Source organism: Arthrobacter sp. StoSoilB13, assembly GCF_019977255.1.
In the GTDB taxonomy this organism is placed as follows: domain Bacteria; phylum Actinomycetota; class Actinomycetes; order Actinomycetales; family Micrococcaceae; genus Arthrobacter.
Genome location: NZ_AP024649.1, coordinates 18,841 through 39,014, shown reverse-complemented (window position 1 = coordinate 39,014; position 20,174 = coordinate 18,841). Strand labels below are relative to the sequence as shown.

At 61.4% G+C, this 20,174-nt stretch carries 15 protein-coding genes, 1 tRNA gene and 5 pseudogenes; 16 read left to right on the top strand and 5 right to left on the bottom strand.

From position 1 onward, the window contains the following. Positions 1-52: 52 nt before the first annotated feature. Positions 53-1,180 carry an L-talarate/galactarate dehydratase gene (locus tag LDP01_RS18650; RefSeq protein ID WP_224094526.1) on the top strand — a complete coding sequence of 376 codons (1,128 nt, stop codon included), beginning with the start codon at positions 53-55 and terminating at the stop codon, positions 1,178-1,180. A 10-nt stretch (positions 1,181-1,190) separates the two neighbouring features. Continuing rightward, entirely contained in the window at positions 1,191-1,889 is a 699-nt protein-coding gene (locus LDP01_RS18645; RefSeq protein WP_224094525.1) for a FadR/GntR family transcriptional regulator, read from the top strand. A 130-nt stretch (positions 1,890-2,019) separates the two neighbouring features. Here LDP01_RS18645 and LDP01_RS18640 read toward each other — a convergent pair. After that, positions 2,020-2,102, bottom strand: a tRNA-Leu gene (locus LDP01_RS18640). A 386-nt stretch (positions 2,103-2,488) separates the two neighbouring features. Here LDP01_RS18640 and LDP01_RS18635 point away from each other — a divergent pair. The 7 genes and pseudogenes from LDP01_RS18635 to pknB all read left to right on the top strand — a co-directional run bounded on the left by LDP01_RS18635 (position 2,489) and on the right by pknB (position 12,096). After that, positions 2,489-3,239, top strand: a pseudogene (locus LDP01_RS18635) (FHA domain-containing protein). A 5-nt stretch (positions 3,240-3,244) separates the two neighbouring features. After that, on the top strand, positions 3,245-3,724 hold the full coding sequence (locus tag LDP01_RS18630; RefSeq protein ID WP_224095160.1) for an FHA domain-containing protein FhaB/FipA: 480 nt from the start codon (positions 3,245-3,247) through the stop codon (positions 3,722-3,724). Positions 3,725-3,727: 3 nt separating this feature from the next. Beyond that, positions 3,728-5,456: pseudogene (locus LDP01_RS18625) on the top strand (PP2C family protein-serine/threonine phosphatase). Then, positions 5,453-6,884: pseudogene (locus LDP01_RS18620) on the top strand (FtsW/RodA/SpoVE family cell cycle protein). Before LDP01_RS18625 ends, LDP01_RS18620 begins: the two co-directional pseudogenes overlap by 4 nt. Then, the gene (locus tag LDP01_RS18615) at positions 6,881-8,338 is read left to right on the top strand and encodes a penicillin-binding transpeptidase domain-containing protein (protein WP_224094524.1); all 1,458 of its coding nucleotides are present in this window, start codon (positions 6,881-6,883) and stop codon (positions 8,336-8,338) included. Before LDP01_RS18620 ends, LDP01_RS18615 begins: the two are co-directional and overlap by 4 nt. After that, the gene (locus tag LDP01_RS18610) at positions 8,335-10,185 is read left to right on the top strand and encodes a protein kinase domain-containing protein (RefSeq protein WP_224094523.1); all 1,851 of its coding nucleotides are present in this window, start codon (positions 8,335-8,337) and stop codon (positions 10,183-10,185) included. Before LDP01_RS18615 ends, LDP01_RS18610 begins: the two co-directional genes overlap by 4 nt. Positions 10,186-10,194: 9 nt before the next feature. Next, positions 10,195-12,096 carry a Stk1 family PASTA domain-containing Ser/Thr kinase gene (gene pknB / locus LDP01_RS18605; RefSeq protein ID WP_224094522.1) on the top strand — a complete coding sequence of 634 codons (1,902 nt, stop codon included), beginning with the start codon at positions 10,195-10,197 and terminating at the stop codon, positions 12,094-12,096. 31 nt (positions 12,097-12,127) lie between these two features. On the opposite strand, the gene LDP01_RS18600 is transcribed toward pknB, so the two are convergent. Both LDP01_RS18600 and LDP01_RS18595 read right to left on the bottom strand, forming a co-directional pair. Beyond that, a complete protein-coding gene (locus tag LDP01_RS18600) occupies positions 12,128-12,769 on the bottom strand; it encodes an aminodeoxychorismate/anthranilate synthase component II (RefSeq protein ID WP_224094520.1) in 642 nt (213 codons plus the stop codon). Between the two features lie 170 nt (positions 12,770-12,939). Continuing rightward, positions 12,940-13,654: pseudogene (locus tag LDP01_RS18595) on the bottom strand (class E sortase). Between the two features lie 269 nt (positions 13,655-13,923). Between LDP01_RS18595 and LDP01_RS18590 the strand changes: the two are divergent. From LDP01_RS18590 to LDP01_RS18560, 7 genes are all read left to right on the top strand, one after another. Continuing rightward, positions 13,924-14,178 carry a cell division protein CrgA gene (locus tag LDP01_RS18590; protein WP_224094519.1) on the top strand — a complete coding sequence of 85 codons (255 nt, stop codon included), beginning with the start codon at positions 13,924-13,926 and terminating at the stop codon, positions 14,176-14,178. 45 nt (positions 14,179-14,223) lie between these two features. Then, positions 14,224-14,733: a methylated-DNA--[protein]-cysteine S-methyltransferase gene (locus LDP01_RS18585; RefSeq protein ID WP_224094518.1), complete on the top strand. Its 510-nt coding sequence runs from the start codon at positions 14,224-14,226 to the stop codon at positions 14,731-14,733. Then, positions 14,733-15,308, top strand: coding sequence for an RNA polymerase sigma factor (locus LDP01_RS18580; protein ID WP_224094517.1), 576 nt, complete (start codon positions 14,733-14,735; stop codon positions 15,306-15,308). The genes LDP01_RS18585 and LDP01_RS18580 overlap by 1 nt, the downstream gene beginning before the upstream one ends. Further along, positions 15,305-15,934: a methylated-DNA--[protein]-cysteine S-methyltransferase gene (locus LDP01_RS18575; protein ID WP_224094516.1), complete on the top strand. Its 630-nt coding sequence runs from the start codon at positions 15,305-15,307 to the stop codon at positions 15,932-15,934. The genes LDP01_RS18580 and LDP01_RS18575 overlap by 4 nt, the downstream gene beginning before the upstream one ends. Next, positions 15,931-16,647 carry an alpha-ketoglutarate-dependent dioxygenase AlkB family protein gene (locus LDP01_RS18570; protein WP_224094515.1) on the top strand — a complete coding sequence of 239 codons (717 nt, stop codon included), beginning with the start codon at positions 15,931-15,933 and terminating at the stop codon, positions 16,645-16,647. The genes LDP01_RS18575 and LDP01_RS18570 overlap by 4 nt, the downstream gene beginning before the upstream one ends. 102 nt (positions 16,648-16,749) lie before the next feature. Continuing rightward, entirely contained in the window at positions 16,750-17,367 is a 618-nt protein-coding gene (locus LDP01_RS18565) for a DNA-3-methyladenine glycosylase I (RefSeq protein ID WP_224094514.1), read from the top strand. 758 nt (positions 17,368-18,125) lie between these two features. Then, entirely contained in the window at positions 18,126-18,764 is a 639-nt protein-coding gene (locus LDP01_RS18560; protein ID WP_224094512.1) for a GyrI-like domain-containing protein, read from the top strand. Here the strand turns inward: LDP01_RS18560 and LDP01_RS18555 are convergent. Next, positions 18,751-19,606: pseudogene (locus tag LDP01_RS18555) on the bottom strand (rhomboid family intramembrane serine protease). The gene LDP01_RS18560 and the pseudogene LDP01_RS18555 sit on opposite strands and share 14 nt — an antisense overlap. A gap of 9 nt (positions 19,607-19,615) precedes the next feature. After that, on the bottom strand, positions 19,616-20,158 hold the full coding sequence (locus tag LDP01_RS18550; RefSeq protein WP_216924370.1) for a peptidylprolyl isomerase: 543 nt from the start codon (positions 20,156-20,158) through the stop codon (positions 19,616-19,618). Positions 20,159-20,174 lie beyond the last annotated feature (16 nt).

Here is a 20,174-nt window from a genome sequence, read left to right as displayed (position 1 = left end):
AATAACTTGTATCCTAAGTTTCAGGCAAAGATGCCCGCACCTTAGGAGAACCATGAGCCCTGTAGATCTCATTCGCCACATCAAACTGTCAACGGCCCGTTTGCCCCTCACCGTGCCCATCAGCGACGCCAAGGTGTTCACGGGCCGCCAAAAGCCGATGACCGAAGTAGTGTTCCTCTTCGCCGAGATCACCACGGAGCAAGGCCACAGCGGCATCGGGTTCAGCTACTCAAAACGCGCCGGCGGTCCCGCACAGTACGCCCACGCGAAGGAGGTTGCCGAGGGCATCATTGGCGAGGACCCCAACGACATCGGCAGGATCTACACCAAGCTTCTGTGGTCCGGAGCATCAGTGGGCCGCTCGGGCGTTGCAACCCAGGCCCTGGCTGCCATCGACATCGCGCTTTACGACCTCAAAGCCAAGCGCGCCGGACTCCCCTTGACCAAACTGCTGGGCTCATATCGCGACTCCGTGCAGACCTACAACACCTCCGGCGGCTTCCTCAACGCCACGTTGGAAGAGGTCAAGGCACGCGCAACGCAGTCCATTGAAGAAGGCATTGGTGGCATCAAGATCAAGGTTGGCCTCCCGGATTCCAAGGAAGACCTCCGTCGCGTGGCCGGCGTCCGCGAGCACATCGGCTGGGACGTACCGCTCATGGTGGACGCCAACCAACAGTGGGACCGTGCGACTGCCCTGCGCATGGGCCGCCAGCTTGAGGAATTCAACCTCATTTGGATCGAAGAGCCGCTGGACGCCTACGATTTTGAGGGCCACGCGCACCTTGCCCAGGTTTTGGATACGCCCATCGCCACGGGCGAGATGCTGGCCTCCGTGGCGGAACACAAGGGCCTTATCAACGCCAACAGTTGTGACATCATCCAGCCCGATGCACCCCGCGTTGGCGGCATATCCCAGTTCCTGCGCCTCGCTGCGCTTGCGGATGAGCGCGGTCTTGGCCTGGCTCCGCACTTTGCCATGGAGATCCACCTGCACTTGGCCGCTGCCTATCCGCGGGAACCCTGGGTGGAGCACTTCGATTGGCTGGATCCCCTCTTTGAGGAACGCCTGGAGACCAAAAATGGCCGGATGATCGTTCCGGACCGCCCCGGACTGGGCGTTACGCTGAGCGGGCAGGCCCGCGCCTGGACCACCGAATCCGTGGAATTCGGCGCGTAATCTTGAACCCATGAGCCGAAACCTGACTGCGGATCTCGCCGCCGACCTTCGCACCCGCATCGTCGACGGCGTCATCCAGCCAGGTGAGAAACTCCCCAGCGAAAACACCCTCATCAGCGAATTCGGCGTCAGCCGGACAGTGGTCCGCTCCGCCCTGACCCGCCTGCAGGCTGAAGGACTTGTCGAAACTGAACGTGGACGGGGCAGTTTCGCACTGACCCCGCCGGCGGACGGACCTACGCAGGCCCCCGGAACCCGTCCGGTATCCAGCATGGAAGAGCGGCTGCAGATGCTCGACTTCCGGATCGGCGTCGAGACCGAAGCAGCAGCCTTGGCGGCCCTGAACCACACGGGCCATCAATTGAAGGCAGTGCATGGTGCACTGGAGCAATTCACCGCGAGTTCGGGCCACCCGGCCCACTCCATGAAGGCTGACTTCGAATTCCACCGGGCCGTTGCTGCAGCGTCAGGCAATCCCTTTTATACGGACTGCATCACCGCCCTGGGTCAAACAATGATCACCATGCCACGCACGCGCCTCCTGGGCAGTGAAGAGCAGGACTCCCGGGAACGGTTCGAACAAGTGGTCCACGAGCACTCCTCTATATACGCAGCCATCGCCGACCGCGACCCAGCCGCTGCCGCCGCAGCGATGCGCCTTCACCTGAGCAATTCACGACGCCGGTTCAAGGGTTCGCCGCGCGGCTGACCTCCCGCTTCGCAGCCCAACTGAGTCGCATTAGTGCGCGTTTAGAGCCGTCTAAACGCGCACTACTGCGACTGAGTTGGGGAAACAACAAAAGAGCCCCGATCCTAAGACCGGGGCTCTTTCAATTGCGTGCGCGAGGGGGGATTTGAACCCCCACACCCTTTCGGATACTGGCACCTGAAGCCAGCGCGTCTGCCGTTCCGCCACTCGCGCGCAACTTCTTTTTCAGGACTTCCACCGGTCTCCCAGCTTCGTTTCCTTCAAAAGCAGCGAGATCAAGCATAACGGACATTCCAGACAAAACACCAATCGAGTCGCTGCCGGGCTGTGGGCAACGCTGCTGGGAGGTGCCCAAGCCATACAACTTTTGCTTAACGGCACGGAAATTTCACCCCCTGGCTCCCCCGGCAGAACGGGCCGGAATCGAACTTTTCCGCGTCGTAAGGCGTTGTGGATTAAGGCCATTCCCAGACACTCCCAGTAGTATCGGGAAGTGGAAGGGCCGTTCGGCGCTCACTTTGCTGTGTGCGTGGACGGGTCGAAGCACCGAGTATTGAACCAGGCACAGTGGGTGCCGCGGCGAGGAAAGGAGAAGGACCATGGGTTTGCTGGACAAAGTCGAGCGCGGCATTGAAAAGGCTGTCCGCAATGTCTTCTCCACGGGGTCGCGGGCACGTGTTGAGCCTGTGGAAATCGCGAGCAAGCTACGGCGCGAGCTGGACAATAAGTCCATCACCATCGCAGCCGGGCGCACTCTCGCCCCCAATGTGTTCGATGTCCTCCTCAGCGACGAAGATTTTGGACGTGCCCAGGAGTGGGGGACTCCACTGGCTGAGGAACTGTGCGATGTAGTCATCCAGCACGTTCGCAGCCAGGGCTACACTCTCCAGGGCGCGGTCCGGATTTCGTTCCGTCGAAATGAGGAGGAACGCGCCGGTCACTTCGAAATAACTTCCCGGACCGAGAAATCCTCCGACGACGCCGCTGCCGCACCACAAGCCCCGCGGCCGAATGTTCCAGCTGCACCCGCCCGGCAGCCCACCCGACTCCAGCCTGTCCTGGACATTGCCGGCCAGCGCTATTCCCTCAATGCCCAGTCGGTCGTGCTGGGCCGCTCTTCGGAAGCGGACATCCTGGTGGATGACACCGGAGTTTCCAGGAAGCACCTTGAGGTCCGCACCCAGAACGGCACTACGTGGGGCCGTTGACCTTGGTTCCACCAATGGCAGTTACGTCAACGGTCACAAGGTGGACGGCAGCGTGGAGCTCACTGACGGCTCAACCATCACGATGGGACGTACCAAGATCATTTTCCGCCTCCTCCCCCAGACCCTGGGTGGCCACGCGTGAACGACATCAGCGAACTGACCATCACGGCACTTCGCTTCGGTTTCCTGCTGTTGCTGTGGGTCTTGATCTTCAGCATCGTGTCCACCATGCGCCGCGACTTCCAGATCGGCCGCAAGGCTGTGACCGGAGCCCCGACAGCACGCGAGGTCCGCAAGCACCCCGAATTGGCAGCTTCCCCGCCGCCCGCCATCCAGCATGCGCGCAATTTGGTGGTCACTGAGGGCCCCCTCAAGGGCACCACACTTCCCTTGGCGGCAAGCCCCATCCTGTTGGGCCGCGCGCAGGAAGCCACGCTGGTCCTGGAAGACGACTACGCTTCCGGCCGGCATGCACGCTTGTTCCCGCAGGGCAGCCGCTGGTTCATTGAGGACCTTGGGTCCACCAACGGCACCTACCTGGCCGATCAGCAGCTCACCCGTGCCCTGCCGGTGGAGCTTGGCGTTCCCGTGAGAATCGGCAAGACGGTTATTGAATTGAGGCCGTAGTCCATGGCCTCTCCCGAGACCCCGGAAGGCAAGGAAACGCCTACGGAGCGCCCACTCATCATGCGCTACGCCGCGCGATCCGACGTCGGACGGATCCGCTCCAAGAATGACGACTCCGCGTATGTGGGCCGCCATCTTGCAGTCGTTGCCGATGGAATGGGCGGACATGCAGGCGGAGACGTCGCCTCGGCCTCCACGGTGCTGGACATGATCCACCTCGATCATGATGACTACCCCGAGGGCGCCGATACGATCCTCGCCGATGAGATCCAGACCGCCAATTCGCTGCTGTCCGAGCTGGTTCATCAGAATCCCAAGCTTTCCGGCATGGGCACCACCGTCACCGCCCTGCTCCTCGAGGGCCGCAAACTCCATTTCGCCCACATCGGCGATTCCCGGGCCTACCGCCTGCGGAACAAGAAGTTCGAGCAAGTCAGCATTGACCACACGTTCGTTCAACGCCTTATTGATGAAGGCCGGCTCCGCCCCGAAGAAGCCGAAACACATCCCCACAAGAACGTCCTGATGCGCGTCCTGGGTGACGTCGACGCCAGCCCTGAGCTGGACTTGGATGCCCTCGACGTCGAACCGGGCGAACGCTGGTTGCTCTGCTCGGATGGCCTCAACTATGTGGCAGGGCACGTGGTGGAGCGGGTATTCCGGGAAACCAAGGACCTGCGGGAATGCGCAGAAATCCTCGTTAATCTCACGTTGGAAGCCGGCGCTCCGGACAACGTCACCGTGGTCGTGCTGGAAATCGTTGAGGAGACCGTCGACGACGTCAACACGGCCGCCGTCGACGTCGTTCCTCCTGCGGCGCTTGCCGCGGTGGACGGGGCCGGAATCATCTGCTGCAGGCAAGCCGACGGAAGGTCCCTCCGCCACCAAGCTCGCAGACGCCAGTCCGGGCGAGCTTAAGGCAACAGCGCCCAATGATGGCAAGGTTGCCGACGCCGGTTCATCTTCCAGCCCTGTCGACCCAACAGCGGAGGGCGGCCCAGCTACGGAGGGCGGCCCAGCTGCGGAGAAGGCTGAGTCCGCTGACGAAGACGGAACCTCCAAAGAACCGCCCACCAATACTGACCCGCATCTGGGTGAGCATCTTTCCGCCGAGGTCCTCCGAGAGGAACTCGCCAGCCGTCCCCACGAGCTCGTGGGTGCAGCGGCTACGGCGGCCGAGACCGGATCCATCCCCACTGTGGCAGGGCGTACCGTTGCTCGACGTGCGGCTACTGTGCTCACCCACAAAGCCGAACAGGATCGTCTGGAAGTCGAAGAACCGGCACGACGCCGCATCCGCTGGCTCATGCCCGCCGTCGCAGCTGTTGTTGTGCTCGGCGTCGTGGTGGGCCTATGGCTTGGCTACGCCTGGACGCAGACCCGCTATTACGTTGGAGAGTACGATTCCCGCGTAGCAATCTTCAACGGCATTTCGCAGCGGCTCGGCCCCATCCAGTTGTCCCGGCTCGAGGCTGTCACCGACCTCCGTGTTGAGTCCCTTCCCGAGTATGGTCAACAGAGTGTTCGGCAGACCGTTCCTGCCGGAGACCTTGATGATGCACAACGTATTGTGGAGAACCTGAAGAACTACGGCAGTACGTCGGGAACCTGCCCCAGCACCACTCCTTCCCCGACTCCGTCAGCGACAACCAGTGTTCCAATTCCCAGTACAGCGGCCATTGCCAGCCCTACGCCTTCGCCCGTACCGACTCCCTGTGAGGCGGCAAAATGATCCAGACTGAGACCGCGGCCAAACCGCGCCGCAATGTTGAGCTGGTGCTCATCGTGCTTGCGCTTGCCGTTGGCATCGGCGCCAGTGCTCTGGTGAGCATCAATTCCGAAAGTGGACTCGACAGCGACTTCTGGTTCCAATCGAGCCTGCTTGCTGTCGCAGCCTTTGCCTTCCACGTAGTTCTGAGGTTGCGCGCTAAGTATGCCGATCCAGTAATACTTCCGATCGTTGTTGCCTTGAACGGGCTCGGACTCGCTTTGATCCACCGCATGGACGGGCCCGGGGACGATACCGGTAATAACCAGCTCCGTTGGACGCTTATTGCCATGGCAGTATCCATCGCTGTGATTTGGTTCCTCAAGGACCACCGCATCTTGCGCCGGTTTACCTACATTTCCTTGGCAGCGAGTGCTTTCCTTCTGATCCTGCCGCTCGTTCCGGGCATCTCTGCCGGTGAAGTGCTGGGTGCAAGCGTGTGGATCAGAATCGGCCCGATGACGTTCCAGCCAGGCGAAATTGCCAAGATCACCCTGGCAATATTCTTCGCCGGGTATCTATCCTCCAACCGGGACCTCATCCTGCTGGCCGGACGCAAAATCGGCCCCATGCAGTTCCCGCGGTTCAAGGACCTGGGTCCCATGATCACTGCCTGGTTGGTGAGCATTGGCGTCCTCGTATTCCAGCGCGACCTCGGATCGTCAGTCCTGTTCTTCGGCCTCTTCATTGTGATGATCTACGTCGCTACGAGCCGCATCTCATGGGTGGTGATCGGCCTTGCCCTGATACTTGGGGGCGGATTCATTGCTTCCAGGATCTTCTCGCACGTTGCCTTCAGGATCGATAGCTGGATCAACGCGTTCACTCCCGAAGTCTTTGGCAGGTCACCCGGTGGCAGCGGGCAGATCGTCCAAGGGCCTGTTCGGTATGGCTGACGGCGGCCTTGTGGGCACGGGCCTTGGCCAGGGCCGGCCGGACCTGGTGCCCTTCGCCAACAGCGACATGATCGTGGCACTCATTGGCGAAGAACTCGGCCTCATCGGCCTGTTCGCTGTCGTGATGCTCTACCTGTTGCTTTTTACCCGCGGTTTCCGCGCCGCACTGGGCACCCGGGATGCGTTCGGCAAGTTGCTGGCGTGCGGGCTCTCCTTCGCAATCGCGCTCCAGTGCTTCGTGGTCATCGGCGGCGTCACCAGACTTATTCCGCTGACCGGCCTCACCACGCCATTCTTGGCCGCCGGTGGATCCTCCCTCCTGGCCAACTGGATAATCGTCGGCCTCCTGCTCATGATCTCCAACACGGCCCGCGGGCCCATAGATACCACTCCGATGGTGAATAAACCTCCTGCAAGCAGCACCAACCCGGCCGCCCGCAAGTCAGCTTCCGTACCCACGCCGGGCGCGCCCACGGAAGCGGTGAAGCATCCATGAACCAGGCAATTAGAAGTTCGTGGATGGCTGCCGTCGCCATGTTCGCCTTGATTTTCGGCGCCATCAGCTATGTCCAGGTCATTGGCGCTGACGATCTCAACGCCAATCCATGGAATCAGCGGGCAATCCTGGCAACATTCTGCAACGACCGCGGGGCGATCATCGTTGCCGGTAAACCGATTGCAGAGTCCGTTCCGGGTAACGAGTCCTGCGCGTTCCAACGCAAGTACACCCAGCCGGAACTTTATGCGGGCATCACGGGATACTTCTCCAGGGGATTTGGTTCCACCGGGCTCGAACAGTCCCTCAGCGACCAGTTGGCCGGCAACTCCGACCAACTGTTCCTGGACCGCGTCAGCCAGATGTTCCTTGGGAATGAGCCCAAGGGCGCCTCTGTGGAACTCACGCTCGATCCCGCCATCCAGCAGCTTGCCTACGACCTCATCCCCGAGGGCCAGCGTGGCTCGATCGTTGTGACCAACCCGAAAACCGGCGCCATCCTTGCCATGGTTTCCAAGCCGTCCTACGACCCCAACCTGATTGCTACACACGACACTGCTGCCGCAGCGGCCAACTACGCCGAGCTGAACAAGATTCCCGGCATCAACTTGAACCAGAACCTCAGCGGGCCCACGGGTAACTTGTTGTCCCCGGGCTCGGTGTTCAAGCTCGTGGACACAGCGGCCGCCCTGAATTCCGGCAAGTACAACAAGGACAGCGAGCTGCCGAACCCCAGCAGCCTGCCCTTGCCCGGATCCAGTGCTAGCCTGCCCAACTACGCCGGCGGCAACTGCAACGTCCGTGAAACGGCAACGTTCTCCTTCGCCCTGGAACAGTCATGCAACACTCCCTTTGCGAGCATCGCGCTGGACCTGGGCCAGGACGCCATCCGGGATCAGGCAGAGAAGTTCGGCTTCGGGGACACCTTCGGCGAGCAGCTCAAGCTCCAGCAAGCCATCAGCGTCTTCCCGAAGGACCTGGACCAGGCCCAGCTTGCCCAGTCCTCAGTGGGGCAGCGTGACGTCAAGGCAACCCCGCTCCAGATCAACCTGATGACTGCGGCAATTGCCAACGGTGGTGTGCAGATGAAGCCCAACCTGGTCAAGACAGTCCGTGCGCCCGACCTCCGGGTGATCAGCGAGTTCAAGCCGGAGGCCCTGCGCACCAGCACGACCCAACCCATCGCGAACCAGATCACCCAGTGGATGAGCAGCGCTGTCTCCAACGGCATCGCCAGCGGCGCTGCTGTCCCGGGGGTCCAGGTAGCCGGTAAGACGGGTACCGCCGAGCTCGGCGATTCAGGTTTGAACAACTCTTGGTTCACCGGGTTCGCCCCGGCGAACGATCCGCAAGTGGCCGTCACCATCGTCATGGAAGGTGTGGATGTGCTCACAGGCGCCAAGCTAACCAGTCCGAACGCAAAGAAGATTTTTGAGGCGGTGTTGAATAAGTGAGACCTACTTCGGGAATCACACTCGGCGGCAGGTTCCAGCTGACCAGTCGCATTGCGATTGGCGGCATGGGCGAGGTCTGGAAGGCCAAGGACCAGATCCTGGGCAGGATCGTTGCCATCAAGGTGCTCAAGGAGGAATACACCGGGGACCCCGGCTTCCTCCAGCGCTTCCGCGCCGAAGCCCGCCACACAGCACTCCTTAACCACGTGGGTATTGCCAACGTCTTCGATTACGGCGAAGAAGCCGGCTCGGCGTACCTCGTCATGGAACTGGTGCCCGGCCACCCGTTGAGCGGCATCCTTGAGCGCGAGCAGGTCCTGTCACCTGACATGACCCTTTCGATCATCTCCCAGACGGCGCGCGCACTGGCAGTGGCACATGCCCAGGGCCTGGTCCACCGCGACATCAAACCGGGCAACCTCCTGATCACGCCGGACAACCGCGTCAAGGTCACCGACTTCGGTATCGCCCGCCTGGCTGACCAGGTGCCGCTGACCCAGACCGGCCAGGTCATGGGCACCGCCCAGTACCTTGCTCCCGAGCAGGCAACAGGACAAACTGCCACCGGCTCGTCTGACATCTACTCGCTGGGCGTCATTGGCTACGAATGCCTCACCGGCCACCGTCCGTTCTCCGGTGAATCCCAGATCGCCATTGCCCTTGCACAGGTTAACGACGCTCCGCCACCACTTCCGGAGACGCTGCCCACGCCGGTGCGTGCCCTCCTGATGTCGATGCTCGCCAAGGATCCAAAGAACCGTCCAGCCAACGCCATCAAGCTGGCGGAGGCCGCCGAGGCTATCCGCAACGGCGATATCACCACTGCCCACGCCGCGGTGCCGGGTATGCTCCTCTTCGAAGCCGCTACCGGACCCATCACGGCACCGGTCAATACTGCTACGGCCCCCACCGGCGTCGTTACCTCGCCGTTTGGCAAGGAGCATTCCACGACGTCGACTTCCGCACTTCCGGTGCTCGGCGCAACCGCCGCCGTTGGAGGTGCAGCCGGTGCGGCTGTTGGAGCCGCCGGCGCTTCCGCGGACAACCATTTGGCGCGGGCGAATGCGCTGGAGGCAGAGCGGCAGCTGAACGACGAAGAAGAAGTCATCTACAGCGATGATGACAACTACGACGACGTCGAGCCTGAGCGTAAGAAGCGCAGCCCCTGGACCTGGCCACTCGTTGCCCTGATCCTGCTGGTGCTCTTCGCACTGGTTGGTTTCCTGATTTCACAGTCGGGCTTCTTCTCCCCGAATCCCGGTCCGGGCGAGTCCACCTCTGCAAGCGCAAGCCGGAGCGCAAGTCCAACGTCGCAATCGGCCACACCAACGCAGACGTCCCAGGCCCCCTCCCCGACACCGACGCAGTCCACACCCCAGAAGATCAACCTGATCCCTGAGGAGTATCTTGGACAACCGTTTGAGACTGTCCGCAGCCAGCTTGTTGGATTGGGCCTGCAGGTCAACGGGCAGGAAGTGTTCAACACTGCCCCCGCCGGCACGGTAACTGACCTTAACCCCACGGGTCCCGTGGATCCAGGGGAAGTTATCACTGTCCAGTACTCCAAGGGTCCGGAAATGGTGTCCGTGCCCAGCATCGGGGTCGGCCTCAGCGAGGAAGAGGTGCGGGGACTGATCGAAGCAGCGAACCTGCGGTGGGTCCCGGGCGATCCCGTCAATGGCGCCGTCGGCCAGAAACCAGGCACCTTCGTACGGTCCGAGCCGGCCCCTGGAACAAAGGTTGCGGCTGGTTCGGTAGTCACATACCACCTGTCCAAGTCGCTTGTACCGAGCAATCCGACGTCCCCGAGCGCCAGCCCCAGCGGCTCCGGCAGCCCGAGCAACTAAGTAGCCGCCATGTCTACGCCACGGCCCGGTCCAGCGCACCGAGAGGAGAGTACACCTGTCTCTTCGCAGCGCATCCTCAATGGGCGCTACGAACTCGGTGACCTGATCGGCCGTGGCGGCATGGCAGACGTCTACCGGGGGTCGGATACGCTCCTGGGACGCACCATTGCAGTCAAAGTCCTGCGTGCCGACCTCGCCCGCGATCCCCAGTTCCAGGCCCGCTTCAAACGCGAGGCCCAGGCTGTCGCAGCCCTGAACCACCCTTCCATCGTGGCCATCTTCGATACCGGTGAGTACTCTGTCCCGGGCGGACCGGGTGAGGACGTGCGTGTCCCGTACATCGTGATGGAGTTCGTCGCAGGACGGACGCTGCGGGACATGATCAAAGCGCACGAACTTGGTGTTGAAGACTCCATCGGCTACACCCTTGGCGTCCTCGCGGCGCTGGAATACAGCCATCGGGCGGGCATTGTGCACCGCGATATCAAACCCGCCAACGTCATGGTCTGTGCTGATACCGGGGACGTCAAGGTCATGGACTTTGGCATCGCCCGGGCCATGGCTGACTCCGCTGCCACCATGACGCAGACGCAGGCTGTAGTGGGAACGGCACAATACCTTTCCCCCGAACAAGCACGGGGAGAGACCGTTGATGCCCGTAGCGATCTCTACTCTGCGGGCTGCCTCCTGTACGAACTGCTTACCAGCCGTCCACCATTCGTAGGCGACAGCCCGGTTTCAGTGGCCTACCAGCACGTCCGGGAGACGCCGGACCTCCCCAGCGTCCATAACCCCGAGGTTTCCGAGGCTTTGGATTCCGTGCTTGCCAAGGCCCTGCAAAAGAGCCGGTCGGACCGCTTCCAGGATGCGGCTGCCTTCCGGCGGGCACTCAGGGCCGCGAGCAATGGCATTGCCGTTCCCGTTCTTCCCGCCAGCGAGGCACCCACCGACCCCAACGACCTCATTTCGTCCGAAGACCCGGAAACGCAGCTCTTGAGCGCCACGGCCGTTGGATTCCTTGACGTCGAGCACTACAACGGCGTGACCCAGGACCCCATTGAGGAACCGCTGGACGAAGCGCTTCCCTTGGACCTCCCACCCGAACGTGAGCGGACCTCCCACCAGAAGTCCCGCCGTCGCACTTGGGCGGCGACGCTGGCAATCTTTACTATCCTTGTTCTCGCAGGCGCCGGATTCTGGATCTACAGCCTGGTCAACGCGCCCCCCGCGGCGCCGGCCAAGGTGGCGGTTCCCTCGGTGACCAACATGTCGGAGTCCCAGGCGCTGCAAGAGCTCTACTCCGCAAAGCTGGTCCCCAAAACTGCCCGCGTGGCCAGTGACAAGGTTGCCAAGGACAGGGCGATCGGCACCTCACCCAGTGCGGGCTCCATGCTTGAACAGAACGCCGAGGTCATCCTCAACATCTCCAGCGGTCCCAGCTCGGTAACTATCCCTGCCGACATTGTGGGCCGCACCGAGTCAGACGCCCGCGACACCCTTCGGCGCCTGGGAATCACGGGCAACATCTCCAGCGTGCGGACGCACAGCCCCACGGTTCCCATCGGACTCGTGATCACCACGGGTCCCGCCCCCGGGGCGCCCATAGCCGCAGCTTCCAACGTTGAGCTGCAGGTGTCGTCCGGCAAAGTGCTGATGCCCCAACTGATCGGTCTTGCCCAGTCGGAAGCCGAAGCGCTGCTTAAGGAGAACGGCCTCGTCATGGCCGTGGTGGAGCAAGAAAATTCCCAGGTGACCCCCGGCAAGGTCACGGCACAAAGCGAAACCTTCAATACTGAAGTGGATCAGGGCAAGACAGTGACGGTAACGGTAGCCAAGGCCCCGGTTCCGACGCCCACACCCACGCCCACAGATACCTCCAACCCCAAGCCGACCCCCACTAAGAAGGACTAACGGGTCACGTCCCCTCAGCTGCCGCTACACGTCAGTGCTGGATCAGCGGACTCAGCTTCGAAGCACGTTCGGCAGCTCCGGTCATGCCGAGGGACTCCAGCCAGTTGCCCAGCATCTGGTAGCCGCCTTCGGTGAGGACTGATTCCGGGTGGAACTGCACACCGCAGAGGGGAGCGGTCTTGTGCTGCAGGCCCATGACCACACCGTTCGTGGTCTCGGCTGTGATCTCCAGGACGTCGGGGATCGAGTCGCGAACCGCGGCGAGTGAGTGGTAGCGCGTGGCCGTTACGGGCGACGGAAGCCCGACAAAGACACTCTTGCCTTCGTGCTGCACCGGCGAAGTTTTCCCGTGCATGAGCTCAGGAGCGTGGGTGACAACGCCCCCATAGGCTTCGGCAAGGGCCTGGTGGCCAAGGCACACCCCGAACATAGGCTTGGCGGCCTCGCCGCACCACTTGATGAGGTCAATGCAAACACCGGCTTCTGCCGGGGTTCCCGGACCGGGAGAGATAAGGACTCCATCACGGGCTGCGGCAAGCTCCTTGGCTTCTGCGAGTGTCACGTCGTCATTTCGGACCACGGTTGTCTCGGCGCCCAGTTCCTGCAGGTAGCCCACCAGGGTGTAAACGAAGCTGTCGTAGTTGTCCACGACGAGGATTTTTGTTGAGCTCATGGCTGCTGCACTAAACCAATCGTTGAGTCGGTCAAAGAAGTGAATTGGGAGAACCACGGGAAGAGGAACTCCACCATCAGGACGAGGGCTACGGCCACAAGCGCCACCGATGTCAGTATCCGCACCCACAAGGGGCCGGGCAAATTCCGAAAGATCCAGGCGTACATCCGTTACCCCTTTCCTTGGGCTTGGGCTACTTGGGCGGCTATTTCCGACGGCGGTCCGGCTGAGGCCGGTTGCCAACCCTCAAGGACGGAGTAGGCGATGATGCGTTCCTGGGATCCGAAGCGCGGGTTGCAACTGGTCATGGTCAGGATGCTTTCACGGGGCGTGACTCCGGGTTGGGTGGGGACCGGCATCAAGACGTCGGTTTGGCTGGGCAACACTATCTGGTTGTTGCGGAAGACATACGTGTAATAGCCGTCTGGCGTCTGGACGTAAATCTTGTCCCCGGGGACCAGGGTGTGGATGTTATCCAGTACAGCGCCGTGTGTTTGCCGGTGCCCCGCGACGGCGAAATTGCCGAGGGCTCCAGGCATGCTGGTGTTTCCGTAGTGTCCCAGGCCCCAGCGTGTCCAGGACATCCTGGTCTGTTCCTTCGATAATGGGCCGCGTGTAGTCCGGACCGAATCGCGGGATGTACATGATCCCGATCGTTTTCCCATGGGCAGGTGCTGTCCCGACGACGGGCGGACCGTAGTCCGTGGCCTGGCTGGCGGCTGGCGTTACCGGCCCCGCAAATTCCTGTGCAAAACTCTTCACGGCTTCGGTCTGCTTTGCGTCGGCCTCCACGTTGGTCCACCACAGCTCCCAGCCCACAAAAAGCAAGAGGACAATGCCTGCAGTAATGAGCAACTCGCCCAGTACCTGGCTGATCTTGCGCATAACAGCCGAGGCTGTGAGCCGGTCGCGGGGAGGCTTCCCCTGGTTCCGGCGGGCGGACGGCACGGCGGCAGCCGCCGTCGTCTGCTGGTCCGCCACAGGGTCTCCTCATGTAGGGCGCGGGCGGCGCTGGCCTACCCCGGTTGCGGCTAGACTTGACAGCTAGTAACAACCCGGAGCACCGCGTGGCCGTTGACCGCTGGAATTTTTCCTTCCTGCAGGATACCAAGGCCGGCAGCATCGGGTTTCAATCGAACAGCCAAGGAGGATCCGTGCCCGAGTCCAAGCCCCGCAAGCGGCCTGCCCGTCAGGCCCAGCAGACTTCCGCCGCACAGCAGTACAAGCCGAATCCCGTTTGGTACAAGCCGGTCATGTTCGGCCTGATGATCCTGGGGCTGATCTGGATCATCACGTTCTACATCACCGAGGGCAAGTTCCCCGTGCAGGAATGGGCTTCGTGGAACATCGTTGCCGGGTTCGGCATCGCCATCGTCGGATTCCTCATGACTACGCGCTGGCGCGCCTAGGGATCCCACACCTCACATTTCGGTGCCCGTGAACGTCTACAGGTTATGAACACCAGGCACACCACCATGGATTCCCCGCTGGGGCAGCTGACGCTGACTGCCCGCGGGGAGTTTTTGACGGGCATCTTTTACGAGGGCCATTGGCACATGCCTCCGCCGGACTACTTCGGAGTCCCGGCACGTATCGACGAGCCACTCTTCGAGCAGACCCGTGTCCAACTCGATGAGTATCTCGAAGGAAAGCGCACTCAATTCGACGTCGCTTTTGAGGCCCGGGGCAATGCCTTCCAAGAGAAGGTCTGGCAGCGGCTCCAACACATTCCTTTTGGGGAAACCATTAGCTACGGCGAACTGGCTCTCGAGATGGGGGACCCCCATCTGGCCCAGGCTGTTGGATCCGCAGTAGGGCGGAATCCCATTAGCATCATCATCCCGTGCCACCGCGTGGTGGGGCGCAAGGGGCAACTCACCGGCTACGCGGGCGGCCTGCGCAACAAGCGCTTCCTTCTTGAGCTCGAAGAGCCAGCCGTCGTGAAAGAGGGCAAGCTCTTCTGATGCAGCGCCCGCACCCGGCCCACAAGAGGCCGTTCGAAGCAGTCGTCCAGGAACACGGCGGCACTGTGCTCCGGGTGTGCCGTGCAGTGGTGGGCCTTCATGATGCTGACGACGCATGGTCCGAAACCTTTCTTTCGGCTTTGCAGGCTTATGGTGCCCTCCCTGAGGATGCCAACCTTGAGGCCTGGCTCGTCACTATTGCGCATCGGAAATGCATCGATCTCATCCGTTCCAGTAATCGCCGCCCCTTGCCTGTCGATCAGCCACCCGAGCGGCCCTCGAAAATTGGCATTCCTGGTGACAACCAAGCGGAGCTGCTCAGCGCTGTGGGGCGATTGCCACCTAAACAACGCCAGGCAGTGGCCTACCACTATTTGGCGGGCCTCCCATATCAGGACATAGCGTCACTTCTTGGCGGGACACCGGATGCCGCACGACGTGCGGGATCCGACGGTGTGAAAGCACTCCGTGCCATGCTTCGCGAAGAGCCCGAATCCGTGCGGGCGTTCCTGGTTCATTCCACGTCCGTGACCACCTCATCCGTCCCAGCATCGGCGAAAGGAGAAATCCGATGACTCTTGAATCGCTCCCGGACCACGCCGAGGTTGCCGTGCTCCTTAAGCCCCTCGACGCCGGAATCGAACCGGCCCTGTCCAGCCTCCACGCGAGACTTGTCCGCGCTGCCCATGAAAGCCATTCCCTGGATATCGCATACTCAGTGGTGGATTCACCTGTGGGCAAGCTCCTTTTGGCGGCTACGGAACATGGCCTTGTGCGGGTAGCGTTCGAGCGTGAGAACCATGAGGCCGTATTGCAATTGCTGGCCAGCACGGTGAGTCCCCGCATCCTGCATGCACCCTCACAACTTGAGGCCGCTGCCCGCCAATTGGACGAGTACTTCAACGGCACCCGTCAGGATTTCGACCTTCCCTTGGATTTCCAGCTTGCACGCGGGTTCCGCCTCAATGTCCTCCACCACTTGCCGCAGATCGCCTACGGCAGGACCGAAAGTTACACACAGGTGGCCCAGGCCGCCGGGAGCCCCAAAGCTGTGCGCGCCGTTGGAACCGCCTGCGCTACGAACCCACTGCCGGTGATCGTTCCCTGCCACCGCGTGGTGAAGTCCGACGGCACTTTCGGCGGTTACCTTGGCGGAACCGAGGCGAAACGAAGGCTCCTCACACTTGAGGCTGCAGCATGAGCGAGGACGCCCTTTTTCCGTTGACTCTTATCCAACCTGACACCCCCGACGCCGGCCCCCGGGTGATAGCTCCAGGCGCCGTGCACGTGCCGGGCTGGCTCAGCCTGGAGCAGCAGAGGTGGATCGTGCAACGCTTTGGCGAATGGACACACGGGCCGGTGCCCCTGCGGGCAGCGACGTTGCCGGGAGGGCACCGGATGTCTGTCCGGACCCTTTGCCTGGGCTGGCATTGGCAGCCCTACCGTTACACGCGGGAAGCTACGGATGTGAACGGCAGTCCGGTACTCGAGTTCCCGGAGTGGATGGTTCGCTTGGGCAGGAAGGCCGTAGCCGATGCTTACTTGCCCGGGCCGGAAGGCAACGAGGCTCTCGGCGAACTCGCCGGCAATTACACACCCGATGCCGCACTGGTGAACTTCTACGATCGCGGGGCCACCATGGGCATGCATCAGGACAAGGATGAACGTTCCAATGCTCCGGTAGTGTCGCTCAGCATCGGGGAGACGTGCCTCTTCCGTTTCGGCAACACCCAGACGCGCACCAAGCCGTATACGGACGTCGAACTCAGGTCGGGAGACCTTTTCGTTTTTGGCGGAGCCTCGAGGTTCTCGTATCACGGCATCCCAAAGGTCCTCCCCGGAACCTGCCCGGAAGGATGTGGGCTCTCCCACGGACGAATCAACATCACCATGCGTGTCACGGGGTTGTCCTAGGGGCCAGATCCCAGCGATAAAAATGTCACAGGCAGGGGGCAGAATGTCCCTAGAGACAAGAGCAAGGGTTGGCGTCCGTGGGACGGCCGCAGAGGAGCATTCATGACCACGGAAGAAACCGGCATCATCATCGGCCAGGATGGCTTGGCGCGGCCACTGTGGGCTGCCTCGGATCCGCTGATGCAGGCTTACTACGATCACGAGTGGGGCATGCCGGTCCGGGACGAGCAAGGGATGTATGAGCGCATCAGTCTCGAGGCGTTCCAAGCCGGCCTGTCATGGGCAACCATCCTTCGGAAACGGGATGCCTTCAGGAAGGCTTTCCTGGATTTCCACCCTGAAAGCGTCGCTGCTTTCACGGACGCGGATGTCGAGCGGCTGATGCTGGACGCCGGCATCGTCAGGAACCGTCTCAAGATCCAGGCGGCAATCACCAACGCCAAGGCCACCATCGCCCTTAGGGCTGAGGGCGGGCTGGTGGACTTCGTGTGGTCCTTCAAACCGGATACTACGCCTGCCCCCCGAACCTACGCAGAAATCCCCACCACTTCGCCCGAATCGATAGCGCTGTCCAAGGCGCTCCGTAAGAAGGGCTTTGCGTTCGTTGGCCCCACCACCATGTATGCCCTCATGGAAGCCGTAGGGATCATCGACACACACTTGGTTGATAGCCACAGGCGGGGTACCTCGGGCGTTTGGCTGGAGCAAGGTCAGAAGTAGGGCTTCGGCCTTCCCCACAGGCCACCCTCGGCCATTTTCCACAGAAGTGCGTAACTTTATCCACAGGCGTGGATAAGTTCTGTGGACATCCACGTACTTTTCCCCAGAATCCCCGTCGCAGTGCTGATCCTGGGCGCCGGACCCACACGAGGGAGTTATGCCCACTGTGCATCCCGCTGTGGATAGTGGCCGCATCTTCATTGAACGTTCATCAGTGGAGCATTGCTGGATTCACTCATTAGCGCTTTCGCCGACGATCCGAAGCCCAAAATCGTCCCGAAGCCGGCCCTGCCTCCCTCGCCGGTCATCGTCGCTACCTTCGCATCCCGGCGGAGTTACCCACTTAACAACAACCCCCCAACCCACAAGTTATCCACAGGTGGGGAAAACTTGTGGGTTTCCCGCGCTTGTTCCGCGCGCTTGCGCCAAAAAAGCAACCGCAACGGTCCTGAACTACACACGTGTAAGTTATTAACATTGTTGATAAGCCTGTTGATAGAGCCCCCTCCACACCACCATTAACAGCTTTATCCACAGCTCGCCGCGAAAGGGCTTGGTTGTCCACAAACGAGACAGCTTAGGGGACAAAGTTATCCACAGATGTGGATGAATCCATGCCTTTCCGGGGATATCTACTGCTCTGACAGGCCGCACAGGTCCCTAACAAGCTAACTACACGGATGTAAGTTACTCACACTGTGGACAACAGCTGTGGATAACGTCCAACGCCGATAATAGGGGAGTGGGATTACTTGCCGATGAAAGTCGACCTTAAAAAGCAGATCGAAACATACAACGCGTCGCACGGCAGGTTTTGCGTGGTGACGGTTCCAGCCCTGCAGTTCCTCATGATCGACGGCCATGGGGATCCAAACACGTCCCAGTCCTATAGGGATGCGCTGGCCACCATCTATCCGGTCGCTTACAAGATGAAGTTCTTCAGCAAGCAGGAGCTGGGCCGCGACTACACCGTGATGCCCTTGGAAGCGCTCTGGTGGGCAGAGGACATGGATACGTTTACAAGCGCCAGGGACAAGTCACGCTGGGACTGGACCTTGATGAATATGGTTCCCGGCTGGATGACCCAGGACCACTTCGAAGACGCACGTAAGATCGTCGCCCAAAAGGGCCATGGCCCGGCAATTGACGCTCTTCGATTGGAAACACTCGATGAAGGGCTAAGCGTCCAGACCCTCCACATAGGGCCCTACGATGACGAGGGTCCAGTGCTCGCGGAAATGCACAACAGCTTTATTCCCGGCGAGTCGCTGACGATGTCGGGGAAGCATCACGAGATCTACCTCAGCGACGCTCGCCGCACTGCACCGGAGAAACTCAGGACGATACTGCGGCAACCGGTCATAGTTGCGGGAAGTGTTGCAGCTAGCCTGCAGTGATGCGGAACCACGCGAGCACGGCCAGAAGGCCTGCCACGAGGATGAGGCCGCCCGCTTGGAGCAGGGCCTGGTTCTTGCCCCGCGGGGCATAGGCAACAGCGGCGGCAGCGAGGGCCGCCGGTGATCAGGCCACCCAAGTGGGCTTGCCAGGCGATGCTGGGTACAAAGAAGCCAATGGCACCATTGATCGCAATGAGGACCCAAAGTTGTTTGGTTTCGCCGCCGCGATGACGCTGAACTACGAGCATGGCACCGAACAGGCCGAAAATGGCGCCTGAAGCTCCCACCACGCCAACCACGGGAAAGGTGGGAGTCAACAAAAGGTAGCCCACGGATCCGCCAACGGCGGAGAGCAGGTACACGGCCAGGAACCGGATCCGCCCGAGCAAAGGCTCAAGGGCTTGTCCGAAAATCCACAGCGTGTACATGTTCAGGACGATGTGCAGCAGGAACCCTTGCGAATGAAGGAAGGCCGCCGTAAGCATCCGCCAAGGCTCGCTGGCAGCTGCATAATTTGCGAACGCAAAATTCTGGAATACGGCGTCGCCGGGAACAATCCATTGAAGGACGTAAACCAGCACGCACAACCCGATGATCGTAAACGTCACCAAAGGCCGGCCGGTTGCCAAGGCACCGCCATAGGGAGAGCGGTAGGTCGGCGTCGTACGTTTTTGTTCGTTGACGCAATCGACGCATTGGAACCCGACGGCGGCCGCCCGCTGGCACTCGGGGCACGCGGGGCGCCCGCAGCGCTGGCAGCGCACGTAGGAGGGCCTGTCCGGGTGCCGTGGGCACACCGGGATGGTGGCGGACGGCTCTGCCGACGGGATTCCGTAGCTCATGAATGCAGGCTAGAGCTGTTCGATGTCGATGCTATTGATGACGACGTCCTCAACGGGGCGGTCGCCCATGCCGGTGCGGACGCCCTCAATGGCGTCAACAACCTTGCGCGATTCCTCGTCAGCTACTTCACCGAAGATGCTGTGCTTGCCGAACAGCCAGTCGGTGTTGACCGTAGTGATGAAGAACTGTGACCCGTTGGTGCCCTTGCCCATCTGGATACCAGCGTTGGCCATTGCCAGTTTGTAGGGGGCGTTGAAGGTCAGCTCGGGGTGGATTTCGTCGTCGAACTTGTAGCCCGGTCCGCCAACGCCGCGGCCCAGGGGATCGCCACCCTGGATCATAAAGTCCTTGATGATGCGGTGGAAGATGGTGCCGTCGTAAAGGGGCGTGCCGGTCTTGTCTTCGCCGGTTTCCGGGTGCGTCCAGGACTTTTCGCCCGTAGCGAGGCCAATGAAGTTGGCGACCGTCTTGGGGGCGTGGTTGCCGAAGAGGTCAACCTTGATGTCGCCGAGGCTCGTGTGGATCGTTGCTTTTGCGGTTGCGATGGTCATGGCCCCATTCTTTCAT

Coding starts and splice junctions, on each gene's coding strand:
- LDP01_RS18585 (WP_224094518.1), top strand. CDS start 14,224: ATGAACACCAGGCACACCACCATGGATTCCCCGCTGGGGCAGCTGACG.
- LDP01_RS18650 (WP_224094526.1), top strand. CDS start 53: ATGAGCCCTGTAGATCTCATTCGCCACATCAAACTGTCAACGGCCCGT.
- LDP01_RS18550 (WP_216924370.1), bottom strand. CDS start 20,158: ATGACCATCGCAACCGCAAAAGCAACGATCCACACGAGCCTCGGCGAC.
- LDP01_RS18600 (WP_224094520.1), bottom strand. CDS start 12,769: ATGAGCTCAACAAAAATCCTCGTCGTGGACAACTACGACAGCTTCGTT.
- pknB (WP_224094522.1), top strand. CDS start 10,195: ATGTCTACGCCACGGCCCGGTCCAGCGCACCGAGAGGAGAGTACACCT.
- LDP01_RS18570 (WP_224094515.1), top strand. CDS start 15,931: ATGAGCGAGGACGCCCTTTTTCCGTTGACTCTTATCCAACCTGACACC.
- LDP01_RS18615 (WP_224094524.1), top strand. CDS start 6,881: ATGAACCAGGCAATTAGAAGTTCGTGGATGGCTGCCGTCGCCATGTTC.
- LDP01_RS18645 (WP_224094525.1), top strand. CDS start 1,191: ATGAGCCGAAACCTGACTGCGGATCTCGCCGCCGACCTTCGCACCCGC.
- LDP01_RS18565 (WP_224094514.1), top strand. CDS start 16,750: ATGACCACGGAAGAAACCGGCATCATCATCGGCCAGGATGGCTTGGCG.
- LDP01_RS18575 (WP_224094516.1), top strand. CDS start 15,305: ATGACTCTTGAATCGCTCCCGGACCACGCCGAGGTTGCCGTGCTCCTT.
- LDP01_RS18560 (WP_224094512.1), top strand. CDS start 18,126: ATGAAAGTCGACCTTAAAAAGCAGATCGAAACATACAACGCGTCGCAC.
- LDP01_RS18580 (WP_224094517.1), top strand. CDS start 14,733: ATGCAGCGCCCGCACCCGGCCCACAAGAGGCCGTTCGAAGCAGTCGTC.